Source organism: Pseudomonas sp. 05L36, from assembly GCF_056398125.1.
The window spans coordinates 193741-218556 of sequence record NZ_JBFTOU010000008.1 but is presented as its reverse complement, the minus strand read 5'-3'; the positions used below and the strand labels follow the sequence as shown (position 1 = coordinate 218556).

The following is a 24816-nucleotide window of genomic DNA, read 5'->3' as shown; positions in this document are numbered from 1 at the left end:
TTATTCCCATAAACCATAAGCACCACACTTTGCGTGATATGGCCTGCGAACGTTTGCCGGTATGATAGTCGCCCCCGCAGTCTGGATTGCGAATACGCCATGACCTTGCAGTACCCAACCATCGCCGATTGCGTCGGCAACACTCCGCTGGTCCGTTTGCAGCGCCTGCCCGGCGCCACCAGCAATACCCTTTTGCTCAAGCTCGAAGGGAACAACCCGGCGGGTTCGGTCAAGGACCGTCCGGCGCTGTCGATGATCACCCGCGCCGAACTGCGCGGGCAGATCCACGCCGGCGATACACTGATCGAAGCGACCTCGGGCAACACCGGGATCGCCCTGGCCATGGCCGCTGCGATCAAGGGTTACAAGATGATCCTGATCATGCCGGACAACTCCAGCGCCGAACGCAAGGCAGCCATGACCGCCTATGGCGCCGAGCTGATCCTGGTCAGCCAGGAGGAGGGCATGGAAGGTGCCCGCGACCTCGCCCAGCGCATGGAAGCCGAAGGTCGCGGCAAGGTACTGGATCAGTTCGCCAACGGTGATAACCCCGAGGCGCACTACACCACCACTGGCCCGGAAATCTGGCGCCAGACCCAGGGCACCATCACCCACTTCGTCAGTTCCATGGGCACCACCGGGACCATCATGGGCGTGTCGCGCTACTTGAAAGAGCAGTACGACAACGTGCAGATCATCGGCCTGCAACCAATGGAAGGTTCGGCGATCCCGGGTATCCGTCGCTGGCCTCAGGAATACCTGCCGAAGATCTATCAGGCTGATCGCGTGGACCGGATCGTCGACATGGCCCAAAGCGAAGCCGAAGACGTGACCCGTCGCCTGGCCCGTGAAGAAGGCATTTTCTGTGGCGTGTCCTCGGGCGGCGCCGTGGCGGCAATGCTGCGCCTGTCCAGAGAAGTTGAAAATGCGGTGATCGTCGCGATCATCTGCGACCGCGGCGACCGTTACTTGTCGACCGGCATTTTCGACGCGCCCAACTGATGGCCAAACATGAAAGAGGCCTGCGCTTCCAGCCCACCGGCGGCAGCAAGGCCCCGCAAATCCCGACCGGCAAAAAGCAGCGCCTGACCATCGAGCGCCTGGCCAATGACGGTCGCGGCATCGCATTTTTCGAAGGCCGTACCTGGTTCGTCATCGGCGCATTGGCCGGTGAAGAGATCGAGGCGCGCGTCCTCGGTGCCCACGGCAAAGTGGTCGAGGCGCGCACCGAACGGGTGTTCAAGGCCAGCGAATTACGCCGCCCGGCACCGTGCGCCCATGCCGGCCGCTGCGGCGGTTGCAGCGTGCAGCATCTGCCCCACAACGAACAGCTTGCCCTGAAACAGCGCATGCTCGCCGAGCAGTTGTCGAGAGTCGCGGGCGTCGAACCCGAGGAGTGGGCGGCGCCATTGAGCGGTGCGGAATTCGCTTACCGGCGTCGCGCCCGCGTGGCGGTGCGCTGGGACATGAAGGCGAAAAAACTCGAAGTCGGTTTCCGTGCCGCCGGCAGCCAGGACATCGTTGGTATCGATGACTGCCCGGTGCTGGTACAGCCCTTGCAACCGATCATGAGCCGTTTGCCGGAGATGCTGCGGCGCTTGAGCAAACCCCAGGCACTCGGGCATGTGGAGTTGTTCAGCGGCTCGACGCTGGCCGTGTTGCTGCGGCACATGGCACCGCTGTCCGACGCCGACCTGACGATCCTCAAGGATTTCTGCGCGTTCCACGAAGCCCAATTGTGGCTGCATGGCGACGGCGAACCGCAACCGGTCGAGGCCGATCAGTCGTTGGGTTATCGCCTGGAACAGTGGGATCTGGAACTGGCTTACCGGCCAGGGGATTTCATCCAGGTCAACGCCGCCGTCAACGAAGCGATGGTCGCCCAGGCGCTGGACTGGTTGAAACCGACAGCGGATGAACGTGTACTCGATCTGTTCTGCGGCTTGGGCAACTTTGCCTTGCCACTGGCCAAGGCCGCTCGCGAAGTGGTGGCGGTCGAAGGTGTGCAGGTGATGGTCGATCGGGCAGCGGCGAATGCGGCTAGCAATAATCTGCATAACGCGAAGTTTTTTCAGGCCGATTTATCCCAGCCTTTGACGGACGCCGAATGGGCCGCCGAAGGCTTTTGTGCGGTACTCTTGGACCCACCGCGTGACGGTGCTTTCGAGGTTGTTCGCAAGCTCAAGACCCTGGGCGCCGAACGGTTGGTGTACGTGTCGTGCAACCCGGCCACTCTGGCGCGTGACACGGTCGAATTGATCAAGCAGGGCTACCGGTTAAAACGTGCCGGGATTCTCGATATGTTTCCTCAAACGGCACATGTCGAGGCCATGGCGTTATTTGAAGCGAGCTAGGATGCTCGTCTGGTCCGACTGGCCCGCCCGTGCAGCCGCGCACCCAGCCCGATGTGGGCGCACGGGCAACGAAGGTCAGCGATTTGACGCATTGAATCTGCGTCGTAGGGAAGGTAAGCAAGATGGTACAGGTGAGAGCACACCAGCCGATCAACACCGACGGCAGTATCAATCTCGAGGCTTGGCTCGATCACGCGGTGAGTGTCGATCTGGCACTGGATCGCGAAGCCTTGAAAGAGGCCTGCGAGTACGCTCGCGAGGCCGAACAACAAGCCAATGCGGCACAGAATCTGTGGTCGGAAGGGAACTCCACGTTCCGTACCGGCCTTGAGATCGCCGAGATTCTCGCCGATCTCAAACTCGATCAGGACTCACTGGTCGCCGCGGTCCTGTACCGGGGCGTGCGCGAAGCCCAGATCCCGTTGCCGGCAGTCAGCCAGCGCTTCGGCCCGGTGGTGGCCAAACTCATCGACGGCGTGCAACGCATGGCGGCGATCAGCGACAGCCTGAGTCCGCGCAAATCCATGGTGATGGGCACCCAGGGCCAGGTGGAAAACCTGCGCAAGATGCTGGTGGCCATGGTCGACGACGTTCGCGTCGCCCTGATCAAACTGGCCGAGCGTACATGCGCCATCCGTGCGGTGAAGACCGCCGACGACGAAAAACGCAACCGCGTCGCCCGTGAAGTCTTCGACATCTACGCGCCACTGGCCCATCGCCTGGGTATCGGTCACATCAAGTGGGAACTGGAGGACTTGTCCTTCCGTTACCTGGAGCCGGACCAGTACAAGCAGATCGCCAAGTTGCTCCACGAGCGGCGACTCGATCGCGAGCGCTTCATCAGCGACGTGATGAGCCAGCTGAAAAACGAATTGCAGGCCACCGGCGTCGATGCCGACATCAGCGGCCGGGCCAAACACATCTATTCGATCTGGCGCAAAATGCAGCGCAAGGGTCTGGAGTTCAGCCAGATCTACGACGTTCGAGCCGTTCGCGTGCTGGTGCCGGAAATGCGCGATTGCTACACCGCGCTCGGTATCGTCCATACCCTTTGGCGGCACATTCCGAAAGAGTTCGACGACTACATCGCCAACCCCAAGGAAAACGGCTATCGCTCGCTGCACACAGCGGTGATCGGGCCCGAGGGCAAGGTGCTGGAAGTGCAGATCCGCACCCATGCGATGCACGAAGAAGCCGAACTCGGTGTGTGCGCGCACTGGCGCTACAAGGGCACCGACGTCAAGTCCGGCTCCAATCACTACGAAGAGAAAATCTCCTGGCTGCGCCAGGTACTCGAATGGCACGAAGAGCTGGGCGACATCGGTGGCCTGGCGGAACAGCTGCGGGTCGATATCGAGCCCGACCGGGTTTACATCTTTACCCCGGACGGTCACGCCATCGATTTGCCGAAGGGTGCGACGCCGCTGGACTTCGCCTACCGTGTACACACCGAAATCGGTCACAACTGCCGTGGCGCCAAGATCAACGGGCGCATCGTGCCGCTCAATTACAGCCTGCAAACCGGTGAACAGGTCGAGATCATCACCAGCAAGCACGGCACCCCGAGCCGCGACTGGCTGAACCCGAACCTGGGTTACGTCACCACATCGCGGGCGCGGGCGAAGATCGTTCACTGGTTCAAGTTGCAGGCCCGTGACCAGAACGTCGCGGCCGGTAAAACGCTGCTTGAGCGCGAGCTCAATCGCCTCGGTCTGCCCGCGGTGGATTTCGACAAGCTGGCCGACAAGGCCAACATGAAAACCGCCGAAGACCTGTTCGCCGCCCTCGGCGCCGGGGATCTGCGCCTGGCGCAACTGGTCAACCTGGCGCAGCAACTGGTCGAGCCGGAGCGTGGCAACGAGCAGCTGGAACTGATTCCACGCAAGGCCACCGGCTACAAGCCGGGCAAGCGCGGCGATATCCAGATCCAGGGTGTCGGCAACCTGATGACCCAGATGGCCGGGTGCTGCCAGCCGTTGCCGGGCGATGCAATCGTCGGTTACATCACCGTGGGTCGCGGCGTGAGCATTCACCGCCAGGACTGCGCCTCGGTGCTGCAGCTGGCCGGGCGCGAGCCCGAGCGAATTATCCAGGTCAGCTGGGGGCCGGTGCCGGTGCTCACCTATCCGGTGGACATCGTCATCCGCGCCTACGACCGTTCCGGTCTGCTGCGTGACGTCTCGCAGGTGCTGCTCAATGAGCGGATCAACGTGCTGGCGGTCAACACCCGCTCGAACAAGGAGGACAACACCGCGTTGATGTCCCTGACCATCGAGATTCCGGGGCTGGACGCATTGGGGCGGTTGCTGGGGCGGATTTCCCAGTTGCCGAACATCATCGAAACCCGGCGTAACCGGACGCCGTAAGACATGTAGGAGCGAGCTTGCTCGCGAAGAACCTGAGGGCGACGCGTTCATTCAGACAGCATGCGTCATCGTTAACGTCCATCGCGAGCAAGCTCGCTCCTACAAAGAGCGGGCAGAGATTGAAAGATGTATTCACTTGAAGATTTATTGCACCTGATGAACCGCCTGCGCGACCCGCAGTACGGTTGCCCGTGGGACATCAAGCAAACCTGGGCCACCATCGTCCCGCACACCCTCGAAGAAGCCTACGAAGTCGCCGATGCCATCGAGCGCGGCGACTTCGATCACTTGCAGGGTGAGCTGGGTGATCTGTTGTTCCAGGTGGTTTATTACAGTCAGTTGGCTCGGGAAGAGGGGCGCTTCGAGTTCGCCGGCGTGGTCGACGGCATCACCCGCAAGCTGATCCGTCGTCATCCCCACGTGTTCCCCACCGGTGACCTGTATGCGCCGCTGGATGTCCCGCGTTTGAGTGAAGAGCAGGTCAAGCAGCGCTGGGAAGAGATCAAGGCCGAGGAGCGCGCGGAGAAATCTTCAGCGCCCGAACAGCTATCGTTGCTCGATGATGTTCCCGCCGCACTGCCAGCGTTGTCCCGTTCGGCAAAATTGCAGAAGCGCGCGGGGCAGGTCGGGTTCGACTGGCCAGATGCCTTGCCGGTGCTCGATAAAGTGCGTGAGGAGCTCGATGAAGTCCTCGAAGCGATGTCGGAAAACGATCCCGAAGCCGTGGCCGACGAGATCGGCGATCTGCTGTTTTCCGTGGTCAATCTGGCGCGGCATCTCAAGGTCGATCCGGAAGCCGCACTGCGTGGCGCCAACGGCAAGTTTGAACGACGCTTTCGTTTTATCGAACAGGCATTGCGCGACACCCGCCGTCCCATGGAAGATTGCACCCTCGAAGAGTTGGACGCCTTGTGGGGCGAAGCCAAACGTCAGGAAAAGAATTTGCCCAGCTGCGGTTGAGCAGTGGCCTAAGTGAGTAATAAGCACCATGAGCATTTCCCTTCGCGACCAGTTGCTCAAAGCAGGGCTGGTCAACCAGAAGCAGGCCAAGCAGGTCAGCAAAGACAAGCAGAAACAACAACGCCTGGCCCACAAAGGCCAGATCGAGCTGGATGACTCCCAACAGCGCGCGGCGCAGGAAGCCATGGCCGAGAAGGTCAAGCGCGACCAGGAACTCAACCGCCAGCAGCAGGAGAAGGCCGAGGCCAAGGCCCGTGCCGCCCAGGTCAAGCAATTGATCGAAGCGACGCGCCTGCCGAAGTTGACGACCGAGGATTACTACAACTTTGTCGACGACAAGAAGGTCAAGCGCCTTTCGGTCAACACCCTGATGCGCAACAAGCTCAGCAACGGTTCGCTGGCCATCGTCCATCATGCCGGCGGCTATGAAGTCATCCCCCGTGAAGCCGCGCTGAAGATCCAGGAGCGCGACCCGCAGCGCATCGTGCAGATGAACGTGAAGACCGAAGAGGTCAGCGTCGAAGATGATCCGTACGCGGCGTACCAGATTCCTGATGACCTGATGTGGTAATCGATTTGATGTCCTGGCAGGCTTACATGTTTGCTAGTACTTTTCATGATTTATACATTGAGCCCGAATGATCGTGTCGATACGATCTTTCGGGTTTTCTTTTGCCAAAAATAATCTTTCTTTATAAGGATGTTTGTGTTCGGAGAAAACATATTGAATAAACTTTAGTCTCCAAGGATGGAATAAATGTTTGTAAGTATCGCTTCGTTACGCCAGCCAACTTTCAAGTCGCAGCTTTCACAGTCACGACCGCACGATCAATCCATTGGCGATTATCTGGACGATGAGCTGGTCGCTCGTGCCGAGCTTGTACGCCGAAAAATCAAGATCGCCGCAAAAGCCGCCCGCGAGGATCATGGCGCAACCGCTTGTGTTTTTTTTACCCTGCCGGAGTTCTTCTGGAACATTCCCTGGCGCGAGGTCCGCAGCGAAGAGGAACTCCATGAGCTGAACTCTGCCTATCTGGAGAAGGTGCCTGGGTGTATAGCTTTATTGATGACTGAACTGCCAGTGGAACGCTATGGCAAGATCGTATTGCTGGCGGGAAGTTGCGCGACACTCATCAAGGTTGGAGAGGGTGAGTCGAGTTATTATGACGTTATTAATTACTTGCTGGCGATCACCAATAAAGAATATGAAGCCGATAGGCCGTTGATGTCGATGTGGCCAAAGCGCCATGTATCCGGTATCGACTTCGGCAACCACCGGGCTTCGGATAGGGAGTATTGGCTGTTTAAACTTTCCGAAGGGGTCGAAGTGAAGGTGAAGAAGCTCAGCAGTGTGCGGGCAGAACACAGTTACTTTGGTGGTTATGAAGGGAGGTTTATCAACAGTCTCGTCAATGGCTGCCCTTTTGCAATCAACTTGTGCCTGGATTACTACAGTCTGAAAGAAGGCGAACGCGATACTCAAGTTGAACTGAGCGAGGCAAAAATCGATTTCCTGATCGCGTGCGGCATGGATTTCGATTACGCCAAGCGTCACCCGTCATCGCTGCAGTTTTCGATCCGCAATGACGGAATGGGCGATGGGGAGGTCGAGGTGGTCAGACTTCAAGCGGGCTGGATCGTTGAAAGTGTCCCTTCGGTGCTGATCGATGACAACCTTCATTTGACGTTGATCGAGGTTGTCTGATTCGGCTTGCAGCCTGCCCGCCAGGAAGAGGGCAGGCTGCGCGGTGGTGGAAGTCTGTGTTCAACCGGTTGCAAGTTTGCGTTTGCGCTCGAGCGTTTCCAGTTCGGCCTTGTAGTCTTGCGCATCGGTCTCGGAATGGAACATCCCGACCAGCAGGTCTTGTTGATGCACGTCCCAGATCCGGATGCCGGCGGCTACACCCTCGTGGGATTTATGTGAATCGTCGCGTTCAGTTACTTTTACAGTCATCTGCTAGCTCCAATCTCTGTTATCTGCAGCAAGGCGTGTGCAGGCCTCTGTTATAGAGTTTGGTAGCTTGCTAAGTAAACGACTGAGTTTGGCAATGGCTTTTTGCAAAAACGGAAACAGTGCTGCAGCCCGCGGAATCCGCGACATTCAGTCGCAGGGCGTTAAGTTTCATGACAAAAGCTTCATCTCCAGAGGCCTCGCGCACACCCTGTAGGAGCAGCCTGCGGCAGCTCCTACAGGGTTTTGTGTTTGCCGTGCGAATTTCTCCAGGCAAAAAAAAACGCCCCGAACCAGTCGGGGCGTTTTCATGTGCGGCTCGGCAGCGGGAAATTACTTACCTTCCCAGCGCTTCAGTACCAGGGTGGCGTTGGTGCCACCGAAACCGAAGCTGTTGCTCATCACGGTGTTGATGGTGGCGTTTTCGCGGGTCTTGGTCAGCACCGGCAGGTCGGCCACTTCAGGGTCCAGCTCGTCGATGTTGGCGGAGCCGGCAATGAAGTTGCCTTCCATCATCAGCAGGCAGTAGATCGCTTCGTGAACGCCAGCGGCGCCCAGGGAGTGACCCGACAGGCTCTTGGTGGAGCTGATGGCCGGAGCCTTGTCGCCGAACACTTCACGCACGCCTTTCATTTCCGCGACGTCGCCGACCGGGGTCGAGGTGCCGTGGGTGTTCAGGTAGTCGATCGGGGTATCGACGGTGGACAGCGCCTGCTGCATGCAGCGGATCGCGCCTTCGCCGCTCGGGGCAACCATGTCGTAGCCGTCGGAGGTCGCGCCGTAGCCGACGATTTCCGCGTAGATCTTCGCGCCGCGGGCCAGAGCGTGTTCCAGCTCTTCAACCACGACCATGCCGCCACCGCCGGCAATGACGAAACCGTCACGCTTGGCGTCGTAGGCACGGGAAGCTTTTTCCGGGGTTTCGTTGTACTGGGTGGACAGGGCGCCCATGGCGTCGAACAGGAACGATTGGCTCCAGTGTTCTTCTTCACCGCCGCCGGCGAAAACGATGTCCTGCTTGCCCAGCTGGATCTGTTCCATGGCGTTACCGATGCAGTGAGCACTGGTGGCGCAAGCGGAGGAGATCGAGTAGTTCACACCCTTGATCTTGAACGGAGTGGCCAGGCAGGCGGAAACGGTGCTGCCCATGGTCCGCGTGACGCGGTACGGGCCGACGCGCTTGACGCCTTTCTCGCGCAGGATGTCCAGTGCTTCCATCTGGTTCAGGGTCGACGCGCCACCGGAGCCGGCGATCAGGCCGGTACGCACGTTGGAAACCTGCTCTTCGGTCAGGCCGGAGTCGGTGATGGCGTCTTTCATGGCCAGGTAGGCATAAGCTGCCGCGTGGCCGACGAAGCGATAGATCTTGCGATCGATCAGTTCTTCAAGGTTGAGGTCGATGGAGCCGGAAACCTGGCTACGCAGACCCATTTCGGCATATTCCGGGTTGAACCGGATGCCAGGGCGGCTTGCACGCAGGTTAGCGGAGACGGTCTCTTTGTCATTGCCCAGGCAAGAAACGATGCCCAGACCAGTGATAACGACGCGGCGCATGCGGATAACCCTTAGAAGTTGTCAGTGGAGGTGAACACGCCGACCCGGAGGCCTTCGGCGGTGTAGATTTCGCGACCGTCGACAGTGACCGAACCGTCGGCGATGGCCAGGTTCAGCTTACCCTTGAGGACGCGCTTGATATGAATGTTATAGGTGACTTTTTTGGCGGTCGGCAGGACCTGGCCGAAGAATTTCACTTCGCCCGAACCCAGCGCACGGCCGCGGCCCGGCAGGCCTTGCCAGCCCAGGAAGAAGCCGACCAGTTGCCACATGGCGTCGAGGCCCAGGCAGCCCGGCATCACCGGATCGCCTTCGAAGTGGCAGGCGAAGAACCACAGGTCCGGATTGATATCCAGCTCGGCGACCAATTCACCTTTGCCGTACTTGCCACCTTCTTCGCTGATCAGGGTGATGCGATCAACCATCAGCATGTTCGGGGCGGGCAGTTGCGCGTTACCAGGGCCGAACAGCTCACCGCGACTGCAGCGCAGCAGGTCTTCCCGGGTAAAGGCGTTTTGTTTGGTCATGCGAGCTCCTCAATAGTCCCATGCGGCAGGTGGGGCAAATCTTCCCGGCCGATCGAAGCGTTCATGCCTCGAACCGGCAGCCTACTCATAGACTATTGCGTTGTGGTGAAAGTCACAGCACCAAGGACATGAATGTACACTTGTGCACTGAAATTATTATTCAAGCCCCTTTTCGGGCCTGTTCGGGGGCTTAAGACTGCCGCACTTTCGCCTTTCACGCCAGTCGCAGATGCTCGAAAGGCCTGTACTACTGCACCCATCGCTGCAGAATTTGCTGCAGATCAGTCCGTTTGAACGGCTTGGCCAGGTAATCGTTCATCCCCGCCGACAAACAGGCTTCGCGGTCACCCTGCAGGGCGTTGGCAGTCAGCGCGATGATCGGCAGGTCAGTGCAACCGGGTAATTGGCGGATCTGTCGGGTGGCTTCATAGCCATCGATGACCGGCAAGCGGCAATCCATCAGGATCGCTTCGAAAATCAGGCTCTCGGCACTGCGAACCGCCTGCGCGCCGTCTGCCGCGAGACTGACCTTGAAGCCCAGGCTGCGCAACATGGCTTCGATGACCGTCTGGTTGACCGGGTTGTCTTCGACCAGCAGCACATTGCGCCCTTCGCCGTTGCTGTTGCGCGATTGCGCGCGAGGGGGCAACAGCGGTTGAGTCTGCTGGTGCAGTGCCAGGGGAATTTCCAGGGTGAACACCGAACCGCGGCCTTCCTCACTCTGCGCGCGCAAGGTGCCGCCCATGCGTTCGGCGAGCGTACGGGCAATCGGCAGGCCTAGCCCGGTGCCGCCGTAGCGCCTTGAAATGGAGCTGTCGGCCTGCTGGAAAGCGTTGAACATCAACTCCAGGCTTGGTGCCGGGATGCCGATGCCGCTGTCGCGCACGGTGCAGGTGAACCACAGTAACTCGTGGTCCAGCGACTGCCACTGTGCCTCGATGGTGATGCGGCCCTGCTCGGTGAACTTCAGCGCATTGCCGATCAGGTTGACCAGTATCTGCCGGATCCGCGTCGGGTCGCCCTTGGCCTGCAAGCCGCGCATGTCATCGGGGACCATCAGTTGCAGGTCGAGGTCGCGCTGCGCGGCGCTGTGCTGGAACGACTGGGCGCAACTGCCGATCAGTTCGACGAGATTGAACGCAATGTGCTCCAGTTCCAGCTCTGAACGTTCGATCCGCGAGAAATCCAGGATGTCGTTGATGACCTTGAGCAAGTGCTCGGTAGATTCCGAGGCCAGCGCCGCGTATTCCACCTGCTCCTCGGTCATGTCGGTGGTTTCCAGCAACTGCAGCATGCCCAGCACGCCATTCATCGGTGTGCGCAGTTCATGGCTCATCATGGCGAGGAAATCGGATTTGGCGTTGTTGGCCTTTTCCGCTTCTTCGCGGGTCTGGATCAACTGCGCCATGGCCTGATGCTGTTCGCGACTGGCCTGCTCGAGGCCGCTGGCGAGGTTGTTGATGTGTTGCGACAGCGCCCCCAGCTCGGTGTCGTCGACAATGGGCAGCGGTGTTTTGTAGTCGCCGTCCTGGATCGCCTTGACCGCATTGCCGATATCACGGATTGGTTGCGACAGGCTGCCCGCCAGACGCCGGGCCACGAAGAAGGTAAATAGCAGGGCAAACAGCACCAGAATGGCGGCCTTGAGCACGATTTCCTGCTGGCGTTGGCTGAAGGCATCGTTGGACAGTCCGACGATCACCCGGCCGAGATAGTCTTCGGTGGGGGCCGCGTTGGCGGTTTTGCTGCTCTGGAAAAAATCATTGTGCAACGCGACGCGCTGGAGCCGTATCGGTGCCTGGAACACTTCGAGCTGTTGCGCGCGATTGTAGTGTTCGCTCGGTTGTTCGACGTACACCAGAACCCGGTTGGCGCTGTCCTGGATTTCCAGAAAGCTCACGTTGGGCGTGACCAGTGTCGCCTTGAGCAAAGTTTCGAGCACTTCGATGTTGCCTGAAATCACTCCGTACTCGGTGGCTGGGGCCAGTTGATTGGCGATCAACTGCCCGGTGTGGGTGATTTCCTGACGCAGATCCTGGATGCGCACGAACGTGAAGAAGCTGATCAGCAACAAGGTCAGCAGCAGTGCAGGGCCGAGGCTGATGAGTTGGGTGCGAGTGTTGATGTCCCAGCGACGGCGCAAGTTCATGGACGACGTTCTCCTTCAGCCAGCAACGTGGCGACCGATGCTTCGTTTATCTGTTCGATACCCAATGAACGCGCCACCTGGGGATTGCTCGCGACCTTGAATCGATGGGGATAGTGCGTGCGCGGCCAGGTGGCCGGTCGAGCAACTCGTCGAGGATCGCCAGCCAGTCGCTCTGATCGCTGTAGGTGCTGGCCAGGCTTGCGGCCTTGACGAAACCTGCGTTGGGTCCGATCAGCGCCATTTGCCGTGAGTAGCTGCTCAGTAGCAGGTTCTTTGCGGTTTGCGGGTTGTACAGGTCGGCATCGTCCAGGCCCAGCAACACGTCGCTGTTATTCAGCAGGGCCTGTAACGGATGACTGTCGTGAATGTTGTCCCAGCGCTGGGTGACCACCTCCAGACCCAAGAGGAGGGCGGCATTACGCAGCTCATTCAACAGAAATTCACTGTGGTTGTGGTAGAGCACGCCGATGCGTTTGGCTTCGGGCAACAGGGTGCGGGTCAAGCGCAACTGGCGGTCCAGTGGTGGATCGCTCCATAGCAGGGAAAGGTGTGCAGGCAGCGTGTTGTTCAAGCGTTGCCGGGCTTGCAGGCGGCTGATGCGCAACACCAGTGTCGCCGGGCCCCGGGTGTCCTGCAGGCGCCAGTCGAGGCTGGGCAGGTCGAGCAGTATCAAGCGGATGTTTTCCGGCAGCTTGTCAGGAGTCGGCAAACTCGCCAGTGTCTGGAAGCGTACGTTATCGTTCGGTCGCAACTCGTTCAGGGCCTGGGTAAACGCCCGCGCTTCGGGGCTGTCTTCGGCACCCGTGAGCAAAATGTCGGCCGCGTTACCCGGCAGGCTACCGAACAAGCTGCTGAACAATAGACAAAGCACGGCCAGCAGCCGGCGCAGGGGCGGCGTTTTCCAGGCTGGGCAATACGACATATTAAAGCTCCAGCCCCGGCGAGCTGAAAATCAGCGCCAGTACCTGAGGCGAATGCGGTGAAGGAGCACCCGGAGACACAACACCTCCCAGTCAGTGATTGATGGCGCGCATGTTAACCGAGCCGAATGACTTTTCCATTCACGATGTCCGCATTTTCCTCGGTTTTATTGCTCTTCTTCCCACAACTGCCGGTATTTGACGCCGGGGCTGGCCGCCGATGGGCTGCCCCGTATAATGCCGACATCGCCACTGGTATGGATTAACGGATTGCATATGACTGAACAGCGCCCGATTGCGGTCCTGGGAGGCGGAAGTTTTGGAACCGCCGTGGCCAATCTGCTGGCCGAAAATGGGCTTCAGGTCCTTCAGTGGATGCGTGACCCCGAACAGGCCGAGGCCATGCGGGTCAATCGCGAAAACCCGCGTTACCTCAAAGGCATCAAGATTCTGCCCGGCGTCACACCGGTCACCGACCTGCAAGCCACCCTGGACGCCTGTGACCTGTGTTTTGTCGCATTGCCCTCCAGCGCGCTGCGCTCGGTGCTGGTGCCGCACGCCGAACGGTTGACCGGTAAATTACTGGTGAGCCTGACCAAAGGCATCGAAGCCCACACATTCAAACTGATGAGCGAGATCCTCGAAGAGATCGCCCCGCAGGCCCGCATCGGCGTCCTGTCCGGACCCAACCTGGCCCGTGAAATCGCCGAACATGCACTGACTGCGACGGTGGTCGCCAGTGAAGACGAAGAACTCTGCCAGCAGGTTCAGGCCGCGCTGCACGGCCGCACCTTTCGTGTTTACGCCAGCGCCGACCGTTTCGGTGTGGAGCTGGGCGGGGCGTTGAAAAACGTTTACGCGATCATCGCCGGCATGGCGGTGGCGCTGGGCATGGGGGAAAATACCAAGAGCATGCTGATCACCCGGGCATTGGCGGAAATGACCCGCTTTGCGGTGAATCAGGGCGCCAACCCGATGACCTTCCTGGGGCTTGCGGGCGTGGGCGATCTGATCGTGACCTGTTCATCGCCCAAGAGCCGCAACTATCAGGTCGGCTTCGCCCTCGGCCAGGGCCTGAGCCTGGACGAGGCCGTCACGCGCCTGGGCGAAGTCGCCGAAGGGGTCAACACCCTTAAAGTGCTCAAGGCCAAGGCCCAGGAGGTTGGCGTGTACATGCCGCTGGTCGCCGGGCTGCACGCGATCCTGTTCGAGGGGCGCACGCTGGAGCAGGTCATCGGTCTGCTAATGCGTGGAGAGCCGAAAACCGACGTCGATTTTATTTCCACCAGTGGTTTCAACTAATCACGCTTGCCAGAAAAGCAGGGAGTTGCGCATGAACGATCCAAAAGTAGAAGCCAAATACGAGTCCATCCTGCTGCGTGTGTTGTGGATGATGGTCTTCGTGCTGGTGTGGCAAGTGGCGCAGTTCATCCTCGGCGCCGTCGTGTTGGTGCAGTTGATCTATCGTTTGTTCTATGGCGCCCCGAACGCCAGTTTGATGAATTTCGGCGACAGCCTGAGCCAGTTTCTGGCGCAGATCGGTCGTTTCGGCAGCTTTCACAGCGACCAGAAGCCTTGGCCGTTCGCCGATTGGCCGACGCCGCGTACGCCGGAAGGTGAAGCGCCGCATGTCGTGGCACCGGCACCGCATTCGGCTCGAGATGAGGAACCCAAGCTATGAAACTCTGGGTATTGCGTCATGGTGAAGCCGTGCCACACGGCTCCCGTCCCCACGATTCGGAGCGGGAACTGACGGATAACGGTCGTAAGGAAGTATTGAAAGTCGCCGCAGAGCTGGTGGGTCAGCCGCTGACCGGCATTTACGCCAGCCCGTACCTGCGAGCGCAGCAAACAGCGCAACTGGTACGAGATGCATTGGGTTTCGAACCGGAAATCCGCACCGTCGAGTGGCTGACACCGGACACGGAGCCGGACAAGGTGGCCGAACAGATGGTCGCAGTAAGCAACGTGTTGCTGGTCAGTCACAATCCGCTGGTGGGGAATCTGCTGAGCTACCTGCAACATGGTGCCGGACATCCGCCGGAAAAGGTCAGCACTGCCGGTCTGGCGGAGCTCAAGGGTGATGAGCTGCTGGTCGGGTCAATGAAGCTTGACAGCATCAAGCACCCATAAAAGCAAAGATCGCAGCCTGCGGCAGCTCCTACAAGATGCACGCCATTTCCATGTAGGAGCTGCCGCAGGCTGCGATCTTTTGATTTTGTTTTTCTGTTAAATAATCGACCAAGCACTTGCTTGGTTGACTACGCTTGCTCCAGACCAAAAAACAGGAGCGAGTCATGTCTGCTGCTTTTCGTTTGCCGCTGGACGTTTTCTACGAGCGTGAGGCCCGTCATCCCCGCCAGCGCTTTCTGGTCCAGCCTGTCGCAGGCACCCAGGTCGAGACCTTGACCTGGGCGGACGTCGGTCACCAGGCCCGTTGCGCGGCCCATTGGTTGCGGGCACGGGAACTGCCGCAGGGCAGCCATATCGCCCTGATCTCGAAGAACTGTGCGCACTGGATCATTGCCGACCTGGCGATCTGGATGGCCGGGCATGTCTCGGTGCCGTTGTACCCCAACCTCACCGCCGAGACCGTTGCCCAGGTACTCGAACATTCGCAAGCGACGCTGGCATTCATCGGCAAGCTCGACGACTGGCCGGGCATGTCCCGTGGCGTCAGCCCCGATCTGCCGACCATAAGCCTGCCGCTACATCCACCCGGTACGTTCGATTTCAGTTGGGCCGACCTGCAACGCAGCTCGCCGATCCAGGACGATCCCAAACCTGCCGCCGATCAACTGGCGACCATCATTTACACATCCGGCACTACTGGCATGCCCAAAGGCGTGATGCACAGTTTTGGCACCCTGGGGTTCGCCACCACTCGTGGCACTTCGTTGTTCGGCCTCAACGAGTCGGACCGACTGCTGTCCTATTTGCCGCTGTGCCACGTTGCCGAACGGATGTTCGTCGAACTGGCATCGATTTACACCGGCCAAACGGTATTTTTCGCCGAGAGCCTGGACACCTTTCTCACCGACCTGCAACGTGCGCGCCCGACCGCACTGTTTGGCGTGCCGCGCATCTGGACCAAATTCCAGATGGGCGTGTACAGCAAGATTCCGGCAAAACGTCTCGACTTCCTGCTCGGCCTGCCGATCATCGGCAAACGGGTCGGGCATAAAGTCCTCGCCGGGTTGGGGCTGGATGCGTTGCGCATTGCGCTGTCCGGTGCTGCACCGGTGCCGGAGACCTTGTTGCAGTGGTATCGCAAATTGGGGCTGGATGTGCTGGAGGTCTACGGCATGACCGAGAGTTGCGGCTATTCCCACATCGGCATGCCGGGCCAGAACAAACCAGGCTGGATCGGCAAGCCGTGCCCGGAAGTCGAAGTGCGGATCGCCGAGACAGGGGAGGTCATGGTGCGCAGTGGCGCGACCATGCTCGGGTATTACAAGGAACCGGAAAAAACCGCCGACACCATTACCGGGGACGGCTTCCTGCGCACCGGCGACAAGGGCGAGGAGGACGCCGAAGGCAATCTGCGCCTGACCGGGCGCCTGAAGGAAATCTTCAAGACCAGCAAAGGCAAATACGTGGCTCCGGCGCCGATTGAAAATCGTCTGGCCGTGCACTCGCGCATCGAACAGGTCTGTGTGGTGGGCGATGGCTTGGGTGCGCCGTTGGGCTTGTGCGTGTTGTCGGCGGTCGGCCAGCAGGATGCCGGCGGGGCCGCGCGCGCCGGCTTGCATTCCAGCCTGGAAAAACTGCTGGAAGAGGTCAATGCTGCCCTCGACAAACATGAACGGCTGCGGCGCCTGGTGGTGGTCAAGGACAGTTGGGCCGTGGAAAACGGTTTTCTCACCCCGACCCTGAAGATCAAGCGCAATGTGATCGAAGCGGCTTACGGTGAGCGCTTTGAAGAATGGAGCGAGCGCAGCGAAGCGGTGCTGTGGCAGGATTGATCCACGAACAAAACCAACAAGGAAACTCTGCGATGAGCCTGTGGCGCACCACTCCCAACATCGAACAGTTGAACGCTATCCAGAAAAACACCATCGGTGAAGTGCTGGACATCCGTTTCGAGGCCTTTGACGCTGAGTCCCTGACTGCCAGCATGGTCATTGACCATCGCACTCACCAGCCTTACGGCTTGCTGCACGGCGGTGCCTCGGTGGTGTTGGCCGAGTCGGTCGGCTCCATGGCCAGTTACCTGTGCATCGATGCCAGCAAGTTCTATTGCGTGGGCCTGGAAATCAACGCCAACCATTTGCGCGGCCTGCGCAGCGGGCGGGTGACGGCGGTGGCCAAGCCGATCCACATCGGCCGCACGACCCATGTCTGGGACATTCGGCTGACCAGCGATGAGGGCAAGGCCAGTTGCGTGTCGCGGCTGACCATGGCAGTGGTGCCGTTGGGTGAGAATCCGCCGGCGCGTTAAGGGGTACTCGAAGCATGGCGACGGAACGTTGTCATTTCAATGCTGTTGCCAGTGGGCATGTCCGGGTGCCCCGTCCACTCCCTGTTTGGTTGGGTGAAATGGTCCAGGGTGAAGTCCGCATCGTCATATCTGAACAACTCGGCGGTGCCGCGCTGCACATGTTGTCCCAAATAGGTTCGGGCTTCTGTGGGAGTAGCCATTGCACCAATGGCTCCCGTCCGCAGATTGGGGTTTGCAATGGCGTCGGTCAGCGGGGTGGACAGGAGTGTCAGCGAGGCGGTCAAGCCTGACCCGGCCGTGCGCGTAGCCCAGCCATACAGCACTTCCATGGCATTCGGTCTGCTCAACTCATTAGTGCCCTGGGTGAAGGTTCCTCCACGCCAGGCGTTGATCATGACGATGGATGCGCCATCAAGACCTTCGACGGCAGCATTGATGGCGACGCCGGCCAGAGGCGCAAGCTGCGCGCGAATCATGCCGCCGGCGAACAGCAATCCTCCATAGGCGCCTGTGCGCAGGGCAGTCGCGACACCTGAGGGCGCGAGCGTAAGCCTGGGGCCCAGTTCTGCGCTGATGCGTTGCCCTGTTTCCCTTGTCAGATTGCCGGCCACGCTGGTGATGAGGCTGATGGCCACTTCATTTAACCCTTCAGGGTTGCTCAGATAGGCATAGAGCGGGGCAGCGGCACCTGCTGCCGCGCCCACCAGTCCACCCATGGCCGCGCCGATCCACTGCGCAGCGCGGTTTTCGCTGTATCGGGAAACGATATTGCTTCCCGCGCCCATCCCCATGGATCCGCCCGCCAATGCCCCGACCGCCGCACCTGTTACGCTCAGCGCCAGATTGACGCCGGGGTCAATCCTCTGGATATCCGGATCATCCGTGGGTGTGCTTGCCCATTGTGTCAGTCCTTGTCCCGCAAAGTACCGCACAGCGCCACCAGCCAGGGCACTCACACCGTCACGGCCAATCGTCGCGGCGGCTGCGCTGAACACTTCTCCCACGGTGATCAGCCCCTGAAAATCCACGTGTCCGATCGGATTGCCATGCACCATCGCATACAGATTCAACCCGTCCGCGGTGCCCCCAGGGTCTGCGTTCAGCCAGCGTTGGCACCAGGGTACGTAGTAGCGCAACCCGTAGTAGTACAACCCGGTGGCATCCCGTTCCTGGCCGCAATAGCGCAGCGTCTTGTAACCGGCTTCGAGTTTGTTGCGACCGGCCCACCAGCAAGTTGCGCCGTAGGGGTAGTAACTTTCCCGGGAGATGAGCAAGGCCGCTTCGTCCAGCTCCAGGGCGCTGGAGCCCAAATGATCGGAAAAACTGTAGCGATGCTGGTTCTGGGGAATGCCGGCTGGCGGTTCAGTTTGCCAGTGCAGGATTTGCACCGTGCTGCGTCCGGCCTTGATCGTCACGACATGCAAGGTCTCGTCGGCAGAAGTGCGCACTTCCACACCTGGCAAATAGCGGGTTTCGTGGGTGCGGATCAATGTGCCGGTGTAGGGCTGACGGATTTTTCGCTGACGTAGGCCACTGCCGTCGTACACATAAAACTCGCAATCGTCCGGTTCATCTTCACGCACTACCTGGTCGACCTGCCGCAGTTGGTTGCGCAGATCCCATTGCAGGGTTTGCCCCGGTTGAAGCCCGATACGGTTGCCGTTGAGGTCATGACCGACGGTAATTTCCTGTTCGTCGGGCAGCTCGCCATCAGGCTTTTCGGGCAGACTGCGATTACTGAACCGGGCGACGGCTGTGCGTTCGGTACGGCTGGCGCTGTCGGCCTGATGCTGCATGACCGTCAGGTTGCCGGCTTCATCGTAGCGGTAGAAACGCGTGTAATTTTCCAGTTGTCCGGGGTCGGCGGTGGACTGGAACTCCGGTAGTTGTGGTCCACCCGGCGCGTTGCGCCATTGCCGACCGCTGGCCTCGATCAGGCGGTAGAGGCTGTCGTAGCGGTAGCGACTAACTGGCTCGATGCGCTGGTTACGGTGAAATTGAGTTGCTTGAGCAGCGTCGGTGATGCAGGTGGCATTGCCCGCCGCGTCGTATTCATAAGTCAGATCTTGCAGGGCCGGTTGACCTGTTACATAGGCTTTCAGGTGCTCCAGTCGGCCATCGTCGGGCCGATAAGTCGCACATGAAACAACACCGTTTCCCGCACATTGTTGTTCGATCTGGCCGAAGGCGTTGTACTGAATGTCTCGGACCAGGGTTTTTTCCTCGGCCTGCCCGGCGAGTTTCAGACGAACCTCACGCAGCTCGGCTGCACAGGTATGAATGAACGTCTGGCGGTTGCCCAATGCGTCGGTCTGGCTGACGGTCTCACTGGCGGCGTTGCAGTGAAGGCGAGTGATGGCTGGCCCGTTCTCCAGCAAGGCGTCGCGTTCAGGCTCTGACTCGGGCCAGTCCACCAGCCATTGCGGATCGGCGATGAAGGTACGACCGTGCTGCAGCGGTGTAGCGTTCAGACTGAACTCGGTGAAGCGCAGGGTGCCGGCGGTGTCGTCGTGCCGAGTCAACCGACCGCGCAGGTTTTGACCGGCATCGGCGTCGGTATCGGCATAGGTGAGTCGTGCGATACAGCGTTCCGAGCCTTGCCATGCGCGCTCGAACGTAGCGATCGGGCGGCACTGAGGGTCATAGTCCACGCGGCTCTGGCTTAGCTTCTGATCCCAGCCTTCAACACTTTGCCCGTGCGCGCCGAGCAATCCCAGGCGCCAGCCGGCGTCGCTGTTTAGCGAAAGCACGACAGTGCCCGACAAACTGAAGACGTTTTGCTGATTGGCTGCCGTCTGACCGTCTTGATGCAAACGGAACAGGCGTGGATCACGAATCAGCACAGCGCGACCGGCGCCGTCATATTCCTGCTGGGTAATGCAAGGCTCCGGTGCCGACGCGCGCTCGCGCCGGTGATACGCCACACCGCGCACGCTCAGTCCGCGCGGGTCAAATACCTGGATGGTCGGAGTATTGGCATGGGGCATCGTGAGTTTGCCCATGATTCGGTGGGACAGCCCTTCTTATCCACTGGATGCTGGTTGGCAGTCAACTGTCAGAAATAACAGGTGCCGCCCGCAGTGACGTCATAGCCACGGCAGGTCTGTCATCATTCCTGGCAGTTACGGTCATTGCCGCAGGACGCGGTCTTGCGGACAATCAATACCTGTTCTCGCTCATGGATTTGCAGGTATGTCGCAACAGATCTTTTTCGCCCACGCCAATGGTTTTCCTTCGGGGACCTACGGCAAGTTGTTTGCGGCGCTGGCACCCGAGTTTCAGGTGACGCATCTGGAGCAGCACGCACACGACCCGCGTTTTCCGGCGGACGACAACTGGTACAACCTGGTGGATGAGCTGATCCATCACCTGCAACAACAGGCCGAGCCCGTGTGGGGCGTCGGTCACTCCTTCGGTGGCGTGTTGCACCTGCATGCGGCCTTGCGCTGTCCTGAGTTGTATCGCGGGGTGGTGATGCTCGACTCGCCAGTGCTGACCCGAACCGATCGATGGGTCATCCGCGCGGCCAAACGCTTCGGTTTCATCGACCGCTTGACCCCGGCCGGGCGGACCCTCGGTCGTCGTGAAGAGTTCGCCGACCTGGAAAGCGCGCGCAGGTATTTCGCCGGTAAAACCCTGTTTCGCGGCTTCGACCCGGAATGCTTCGATGCCTACCTGCAACATGGCTTGCACCAGGTCGATGACAAGCTGCGCCTGCGGTTCGACCCGGCCACGGAAATCAGCATCTATCGCGGCGTGCCGCACACCAGCCCGGGCAGCACCCGGCAGTTGCAAGTGCCGCTGGCGGTGGTTCGCGGGCACAACAGCCGCGTGGTGATGCGCCATCACGCCAGTTCGGTCGACCGCCTGCCGTTGGGCGAGTCGTTGACCATGCCCGGTGGCCACATGTTTCCGCTCGAACGTCCCCTTGATACCGCTGAAATGCTCAAAGGCCTGTTCTACCGCTGGGACGGCCGTCGACAACAGGATTGCGCATGAGCCACGCCGTCGAAGAAGTCCGCCTGAGCCTGCCGCACATCGAACTGGCGGCGCACCTGTTTGGTCCTGAAGACGGTTTGCCGGTCATTGCCTTGCATGGCTGGCTGGACAACGCCAACAGCTTTGCCCGTCTGGCGCCGAAGCTCAAAGGCCTGCGCATCATCGCCCTGGACATGGCCGGTCACGGTCATTCCGGGCATCGCCCGCCGGGAGCCGGTTACGCCATGTGGGACTATGCCCACGATGTGCTGCAGGTCGCCGAACAGCTTGGACTGCGCAGATTTGCGCTGATGGGGCATTCGATGGGCGCCATCGCTTCGCTGATCATCGCCGGGTCGATGCCCGAGCGGGTCACCCACCTGGCGTTGATCGACGGCATCATTCCTCCTACAGACAAAGGTGAAAACGCTGCCGAGCGAATGGGCATGGCCCTGCAGGCGCAACTGGATCTGCGGGAAAAGCGCAAACCGGTCTACGACACCCTCGACCGAGCCATCGAAGCGCGCATGAAGGGTTTGGTCGCGGTCAGCCGCGAAGCCGCCGAGTTGCTGGCCCAGCGGGGCTTGATGCCGGTACCGGGCGGTTACACCTGGCGCACCGACAATCGCCTCACGTTGCCATCGCCGCTACGTCTTACCACCGAACAGGCCATGGCCTTCGTCCAGCGTATAGGGTGTCCCGCAAAGCTGGTGGTTGCTGCCGACGGCATGCTCGCCAAACACCCGGAATTGCTGGAGCGTCTACCCTTTAGCCGGGAACAGCTGCCAGGCGGCCACCATTTGCACCTCAATGACGAGTCCGGTGCCGATCTTGTCGCAGACTGTTTCAATCGGTTTTTCGCCATTCCTTGACTTGCGTCGGGCAACTGTCGAGGCTTGGCGGGTTGAAAAGGGAGACAACCATGATAGATCTCTACACCGCTGCGACCCCGAATGGCCACAAGGTCTCTATCGTGCTCGAGGAACTCGGCCTGCCCTACACGGTGCATGCCCTGAGTTTCGACAACAAGGAACAGAAGTCTGCGGACTTCCTCAAGATCAACCCCAATGGCCGGATTCCGGCGATTGTCGATCGCGCCAACGGCGATTTCGCCGTGTTCGAATCCGGCGCCATCCTGATTTACCTCGCTGAACAGACCGGAAAACTGCTGCCGAGCGACCCGAAGGGACGTTCGCTGGTATTGCAGTGGCTGATGTTCCAGATGGGCGGCATCGGCCCGATGCAGGGCCAGGCCAACGTGTTCTTCCGCTACTTTCCGGAAAAACTCCAGGGCGCCATCGACCGCTATCAGCATGAAACCCGTCGCCTCTACGAAGTGCTCGACACGCGGCTGCAAAGCGTGGAGTTCCTCGCCGATCAGTACAGCATTGCCGACATCGCCACCTTTCCATGGGTGCGCGGCTACGAGTGGTCGGGCGTCTCGGTGGAGGGCTTGACGGCGCTGCAACGCTGGATGGCAACCCTGGAGGACCGGCCGGCGGTGCAGCGTGGTCTGCAGGTACCGGAACGCGCCGATGAAGCCAGTGTCATCAAGGGTGCCCAGGCCATGCTGATCCGATGAGTCTATCCATGCGTTCATTCAGTTTGCTGGTGCTGTGCAGTGTCAGTCCCTTGTTATTCGCCGCTGATATTCCGGGCAGTCAGGACCTGCCAATAGTGCCGCGCATGACCGACGCCCAGATTGTCGACTATCGCCCCGCAGCCGAACTGGAGCGGATCTATCCCTTGGGCTCGATCCGCAAGATCAGTGGCCAGTTACGTTTCGACGGTCAGATCAGTGCCCGTGGCAACGTCACTTCGGTGACCTATGAGTTGCCATCGGAGCATCCATCCATCGAGGCGTTCACCGCTGCCCGCGAGGCCTTGCAACAACAGGGCGCCGGGTTGCTCTTTTGGTGCCAGGCGCGCGATTGCGGTGAAAGCAGCCTCTGGGCCAATCAAGTCTTCGGCAACGCCAAGCTGTACGGTGCCGACGATCAACAAGCCTATTTGCTGCTACGGCTTGCCGCTCCACGGGACAACACGCTCGTTGCGCTGTACAGCATCACCCGCGGTAATCGCAAAGCCTACCTGCATGTCGAACAGTTCGACGCTTCGGCGCCGCTGGGCGAGTTATTGCCGACCTCCGCGACCTTGCTGCGTGAACTCAAGAGCACCAGTGAACTCGACTTTCCCACATTGAGCGACGCGCCTGACGAGACCTGGCTACGCCTGATTTCTCGCGGACTGAATCTGGACACCACCTTGCGGGTCAGTATTTCCGGAGCGAACGCCGAAGCCTGGCGTCAGGCCCTGATTGGCCAGGGCGTGCGTGCCGCGCGGATGGAAACCGGCAGTGCCGAAGGCTCTGGCCTGCACATCGAGTTATTGCGCTAGGCTGTACCGGGCGAACGTGTACGCCGCGTTCGCCTACTCTTTTGCGGACTGATTTTTTCGAGACTTTTGATGATCAATAATGATCGCCTGTTGGTGCAGATCCTGCTCGTGGTGTTGTTCGGCGCGAGTTTCTGGGTGATGGCGCCGTTCTGGTCGGCGATGTTCTGGGGGGCGGTCCTGGCATTTGCCAGTTGGCCGCTGATGCGCTTGCTGACCCGTTGGCTCAATGGCCGCGAGTCGCTGGCGGCGGCATTGTTGACGCTGGGGTGGATGGTGCTGGTAGCGGCACCGCTGGTGTGGCTGGGTTTCAACCTTGCCGATCATGTGCGAGATGCCACGGCATTCATCAAGGATGCGCAGGTCGAGGGGCTACCCGAAGCGCCGGTGTGGCTGGGTTCGATTCCCCTGGTGGGCGAGCGGCTGGTCGGGATCTGGAACAGCATCGATGAGCAAGGCGCGGCGATGATGATGTCGCTCAAGCCTTATCTGGGGCAGGTGGGTAACTGGTTGCTGGCGCGCAGCGCGCAGATCGGCGGCGGTATTCTCGAATTGACCCTGAGCATCGTCTTCGTATTCTTTTTCTATCGTGACGGGCCGCGCCTGGCGGCGTTTGTCCACACGTTGCTGGAGCGGCTGATCGGTCAACGGGCCGGCTACTACATTGAACTGGTGGCGGGCACGGTACAGCGGGTGGTGAACGGTGTGATCGGCACCGCGGCGGCCCAGGCGACCCTGGCGCTGATCGGGTTCCTGATTGCCGGTGTACCGGGTGCATTGGTGCTCGGTATCGTGACGTTCATGCTCAGCCTGATTCCGATGGGCCCGCCGTTGGTATGGATTCCAGCGACCGCGTGGCTGGCCTGGAAAGGCGAGTACGGGATGGCCATATTCCTCGGGATCTGGGGCACATTCGTCATCAGCGGTGTCGACAACGTGCTTAAACCGTACCTGATCAGCCGTGGCGGTAATCTGCCGCTGGTCATTGTGCTGCTTGGGGTGTTTGGCGGGTTGATTGCCTTTGGCTTTATCGGCCTGTTCATTGGCCCGACATTGCTGGCGGTGGCCTACAGCCTGTTGATCGACTGGAGCAAGACCCAGGCACGGGTTGAAGATCGCCGGCCCTGAGATTTGTATTCTGCTTAGGGCCTCTTGGTCGGAACAGGCAATGGTCATGCCCAGGCCAACGCCACCGGAAGTGCTGTTGCAAGGACCTGTTGCG

Annotated in this window: 21 protein-coding genes and 1 pseudogene; 16 read left to right on the top strand and 6 right to left on the bottom strand. The window is 60.1% G+C overall.

Annotation, left to right across the window (positions count from 1 at the left end; translation table 11 throughout):
* Positions 1–99: 99 nt before the first annotated feature.
* The 6 genes from cysM (at position 100) to AC1DKH_RS11885 (ending at position 7385) form a co-directional block, all read left to right on the top strand.
* Positions 100–1002, top strand: a complete 903-nt coding sequence (gene cysM / locus AC1DKH_RS11910; RefSeq protein ID WP_477798253.1) for a cysteine synthase CysM — start codon at positions 100–102, stop codon at positions 1000–1002.
* The gene (rlmD, locus tag AC1DKH_RS11905; protein ID WP_477798252.1) at positions 1002–2354 is read left to right on the top strand and encodes a 23S rRNA (uracil(1939)-C(5))-methyltransferase RlmD; all 1353 of its coding nucleotides are present in this window, start codon (positions 1002–1004) and stop codon (positions 2352–2354) included. Before cysM ends, rlmD begins: the two co-directional genes overlap by 1 nt.
* A gap of 122 nt (positions 2355–2476) precedes the next feature.
* Positions 2477–4720: a GTP diphosphokinase gene (relA, locus tag AC1DKH_RS11900; protein WP_477760160.1), complete on the top strand. Its 2244-nt coding sequence runs from the start codon at positions 2477–2479 to the stop codon at positions 4718–4720.
* Between the two features lie 126 nt (positions 4721–4846).
* Positions 4847–5680, top strand: coding sequence for a nucleoside triphosphate pyrophosphohydrolase (gene mazG, locus AC1DKH_RS11895; RefSeq protein WP_477754820.1), 834 nt, complete (start codon positions 4847–4849; stop codon positions 5678–5680).
* Positions 5681–5708: 28 nt separating this feature from the next.
* A complete protein-coding gene (locus tag AC1DKH_RS11890; protein WP_477798251.1) occupies positions 5709–6251 on the top strand; it encodes a DUF2058 domain-containing protein in 543 nt (180 codons plus the stop codon).
* 186 nt (positions 6252–6437) lie between these two features.
* Positions 6438–7385, top strand: coding sequence for a hypothetical protein (locus tag AC1DKH_RS11885; RefSeq protein ID WP_477798250.1), 948 nt, complete (start codon positions 6438–6440; stop codon positions 7383–7385).
* A 60-nt stretch (positions 7386–7445) separates the two neighbouring features.
* Here the strand turns inward: AC1DKH_RS11885 and AC1DKH_RS11880 are convergent, their stop codons facing one another.
* From AC1DKH_RS11880 to AC1DKH_RS11860, 5 genes and pseudogenes are all read right to left on the bottom strand, one after another.
* Positions 7446–7634 carry a hypothetical protein gene (locus AC1DKH_RS11880; RefSeq protein ID WP_477798249.1) on the bottom strand — a complete coding sequence of 63 codons (189 nt, stop codon included), beginning with the start codon at positions 7632–7634 and terminating at the stop codon, positions 7446–7448.
* Between the two features lie 330 nt (positions 7635–7964).
* Positions 7965–9185, bottom strand: coding sequence for a beta-ketoacyl-ACP synthase I (fabB, locus tag AC1DKH_RS11875; protein WP_218427369.1), 1221 nt, complete (start codon positions 9183–9185; stop codon positions 7965–7967).
* A gap of 11 nt (positions 9186–9196) precedes the next feature.
* Positions 9197–9712 carry a 3-hydroxyacyl-[acyl-carrier-protein] dehydratase FabA gene (gene fabA / locus AC1DKH_RS11870; RefSeq protein WP_003227150.1) on the bottom strand — a complete coding sequence of 172 codons (516 nt, stop codon included), beginning with the start codon at positions 9710–9712 and terminating at the stop codon, positions 9197–9199.
* 247 nt (positions 9713–9959) lie between these two features.
* A complete protein-coding gene (locus AC1DKH_RS11865) occupies positions 9960–11861 on the bottom strand; it encodes an ATP-binding protein (protein WP_477754823.1) in 1902 nt (633 codons plus the stop codon).
* Positions 11858–12783 (bottom strand): annotated as a pseudogene (locus AC1DKH_RS11860) (ABC transporter substrate-binding protein). Before AC1DKH_RS11860 ends, AC1DKH_RS11865 begins: the two are co-directional and overlap by 4 nt.
* A 274-nt stretch (positions 12784–13057) precedes the next feature.
* On the opposite strand from AC1DKH_RS11860, the gene AC1DKH_RS11855 reads away from it, so the two are divergent.
* From AC1DKH_RS11855 to AC1DKH_RS11835, 5 genes are all read left to right on the top strand, one after another.
* Positions 13058–14083, top strand: a complete 1026-nt coding sequence (locus tag AC1DKH_RS11855) for an NAD(P)H-dependent glycerol-3-phosphate dehydrogenase (RefSeq protein WP_477754825.1) — start codon at positions 13058–13060, stop codon at positions 14081–14083.
* 31 nt (positions 14084–14114) lie between these two features.
* Positions 14115–14462: a DUF4389 domain-containing protein gene (locus AC1DKH_RS11850; protein WP_477764807.1), complete on the top strand. Its 348-nt coding sequence runs from the start codon at positions 14115–14117 to the stop codon at positions 14460–14462.
* Positions 14459–14914 (top strand): phosphohistidine phosphatase SixA, encoded by a 456-nt coding sequence (gene sixA / locus AC1DKH_RS11845; RefSeq protein ID WP_477754827.1) that lies wholly within the window; start codon positions 14459–14461, stop codon positions 14912–14914. The genes AC1DKH_RS11850 and sixA overlap by 4 nt, the downstream gene beginning before the upstream one ends.
* Before the next feature lie 164 nt (positions 14915–15078).
* Positions 15079–16746, top strand: a complete 1668-nt coding sequence (locus AC1DKH_RS11840; protein WP_477798248.1) for an AMP-binding protein — start codon at positions 15079–15081, stop codon at positions 16744–16746.
* A 32-nt stretch (positions 16747–16778) separates the two neighbouring features.
* Positions 16779–17222 carry a hotdog fold thioesterase gene (locus tag AC1DKH_RS11835; RefSeq protein WP_477798247.1) on the top strand — a complete coding sequence of 148 codons (444 nt, stop codon included), beginning with the start codon at positions 16779–16781 and terminating at the stop codon, positions 17220–17222.
* Here the strand turns inward: AC1DKH_RS11835 and AC1DKH_RS11830 are convergent.
* Complete coding sequence (locus tag AC1DKH_RS11830; protein ID WP_477798246.1) at positions 17219–20224, bottom strand: RHS repeat-associated core domain-containing protein; 3006 nt, start codon at positions 20222–20224, stop codon at positions 17219–17221. The genes AC1DKH_RS11835 and AC1DKH_RS11830 overlap by 4 nt on opposite strands.
* A gap of 190 nt (positions 20225–20414) precedes the next feature.
* Between AC1DKH_RS11830 and AC1DKH_RS11825 the strand changes: the two genes are divergently transcribed.
* The 5 genes from AC1DKH_RS11825 (at position 20415) to AC1DKH_RS11805 (ending at position 24722) form a co-directional block, all read left to right on the top strand.
* Positions 20415–21221: an alpha/beta fold hydrolase gene (locus AC1DKH_RS11825; protein WP_477764804.1), complete on the top strand. Its 807-nt coding sequence runs from the start codon at positions 20415–20417 to the stop codon at positions 21219–21221.
* Positions 21218–22072 (top strand): alpha/beta hydrolase, encoded by an 855-nt coding sequence (locus tag AC1DKH_RS11820; RefSeq protein ID WP_477798245.1) that lies wholly within the window; start codon positions 21218–21220, stop codon positions 22070–22072. The genes AC1DKH_RS11825 and AC1DKH_RS11820 overlap by 4 nt, the downstream gene beginning before the upstream one ends.
* Positions 22073–22122: 50 nt before the next feature.
* Positions 22123–22782 carry a glutathione S-transferase family protein gene (locus AC1DKH_RS11815; RefSeq protein WP_477754392.1) on the top strand — a complete coding sequence of 220 codons (660 nt, stop codon included), beginning with the start codon at positions 22123–22125 and terminating at the stop codon, positions 22780–22782.
* Positions 22783–22790: 8 nt separating this feature from the next.
* The gene (locus tag AC1DKH_RS11810; protein ID WP_477798244.1) at positions 22791–23597 is read left to right on the top strand and encodes a DUF4892 domain-containing protein; all 807 of its coding nucleotides are present in this window, start codon (positions 22791–22793) and stop codon (positions 23595–23597) included.
* Positions 23598–23666: 69 nt separating this feature from the next.
* On the top strand, positions 23667–24722 hold the full coding sequence (locus tag AC1DKH_RS11805; protein WP_477764802.1) for an AI-2E family transporter: 1056 nt from the start codon (positions 23667–23669) through the stop codon (positions 24720–24722).
* Positions 24723–24816 lie beyond the last annotated feature (94 nt).

Coding starts and splice junctions, on each gene's coding strand:
- cysM (WP_477798253.1), top strand. CDS start 100: ATGACCTTGCAGTACCCAACCATCGCCGATTGCGTCGGCAACACTCCG.
- rlmD (WP_477798252.1), top strand. CDS start 1,002: ATGGCCAAACATGAAAGAGGCCTGCGCTTCCAGCCCACCGGCGGCAGC.
- relA (WP_477760160.1), top strand. CDS start 2,477: ATGGTACAGGTGAGAGCACACCAGCCGATCAACACCGACGGCAGTATC.
- mazG (WP_477754820.1), top strand. CDS start 4,847: ATGTATTCACTTGAAGATTTATTGCACCTGATGAACCGCCTGCGCGAC.
- AC1DKH_RS11890 (WP_477798251.1), top strand. CDS start 5,709: ATGAGCATTTCCCTTCGCGACCAGTTGCTCAAAGCAGGGCTGGTCAAC.
- AC1DKH_RS11885 (WP_477798250.1), top strand. CDS start 6,438: ATGTTTGTAAGTATCGCTTCGTTACGCCAGCCAACTTTCAAGTCGCAG.
- AC1DKH_RS11880 (WP_477798249.1), bottom strand. CDS start 7,634: ATGACTGTAAAAGTAACTGAACGCGACGATTCACATAAATCCCACGAG.
- fabB (WP_218427369.1), bottom strand. CDS start 9,185: ATGCGCCGCGTCGTTATCACTGGTCTGGGCATCGTTTCTTGCCTGGGC.
- fabA (WP_003227150.1), bottom strand. CDS start 9,712: ATGACCAAACAAAACGCCTTTACCCGGGAAGACCTGCTGCGCTGCAGT.
- AC1DKH_RS11865 (WP_477754823.1), bottom strand. CDS start 11,861: ATGAACTTGCGCCGTCGCTGGGACATCAACACTCGCACCCAACTCATC.
- AC1DKH_RS11855 (WP_477754825.1), top strand. CDS start 13,058: ATGACTGAACAGCGCCCGATTGCGGTCCTGGGAGGCGGAAGTTTTGGA.
- AC1DKH_RS11850 (WP_477764807.1), top strand. CDS start 14,115: ATGAACGATCCAAAAGTAGAAGCCAAATACGAGTCCATCCTGCTGCGT.
- sixA (WP_477754827.1), top strand. CDS start 14,459: ATGAAACTCTGGGTATTGCGTCATGGTGAAGCCGTGCCACACGGCTCC.
- AC1DKH_RS11840 (WP_477798248.1), top strand. CDS start 15,079: ATGTCTGCTGCTTTTCGTTTGCCGCTGGACGTTTTCTACGAGCGTGAG.
- AC1DKH_RS11835 (WP_477798247.1), top strand. CDS start 16,779: ATGAGCCTGTGGCGCACCACTCCCAACATCGAACAGTTGAACGCTATC.
- AC1DKH_RS11830 (WP_477798246.1), bottom strand. CDS start 20,224: ATGGGCAAACTCACGATGCCCCATGCCAATACTCCGACCATCCAGGTA.
- AC1DKH_RS11825 (WP_477764804.1), top strand. CDS start 20,415: ATGTCGCAACAGATCTTTTTCGCCCACGCCAATGGTTTTCCTTCGGGG.
- AC1DKH_RS11820 (WP_477798245.1), top strand. CDS start 21,218: ATGAGCCACGCCGTCGAAGAAGTCCGCCTGAGCCTGCCGCACATCGAA.
- AC1DKH_RS11815 (WP_477754392.1), top strand. CDS start 22,123: ATGATAGATCTCTACACCGCTGCGACCCCGAATGGCCACAAGGTCTCT.
- AC1DKH_RS11810 (WP_477798244.1), top strand. CDS start 22,791: ATGCGTTCATTCAGTTTGCTGGTGCTGTGCAGTGTCAGTCCCTTGTTA.
- AC1DKH_RS11805 (WP_477764802.1), top strand. CDS start 23,667: ATGATCAATAATGATCGCCTGTTGGTGCAGATCCTGCTCGTGGTGTTG.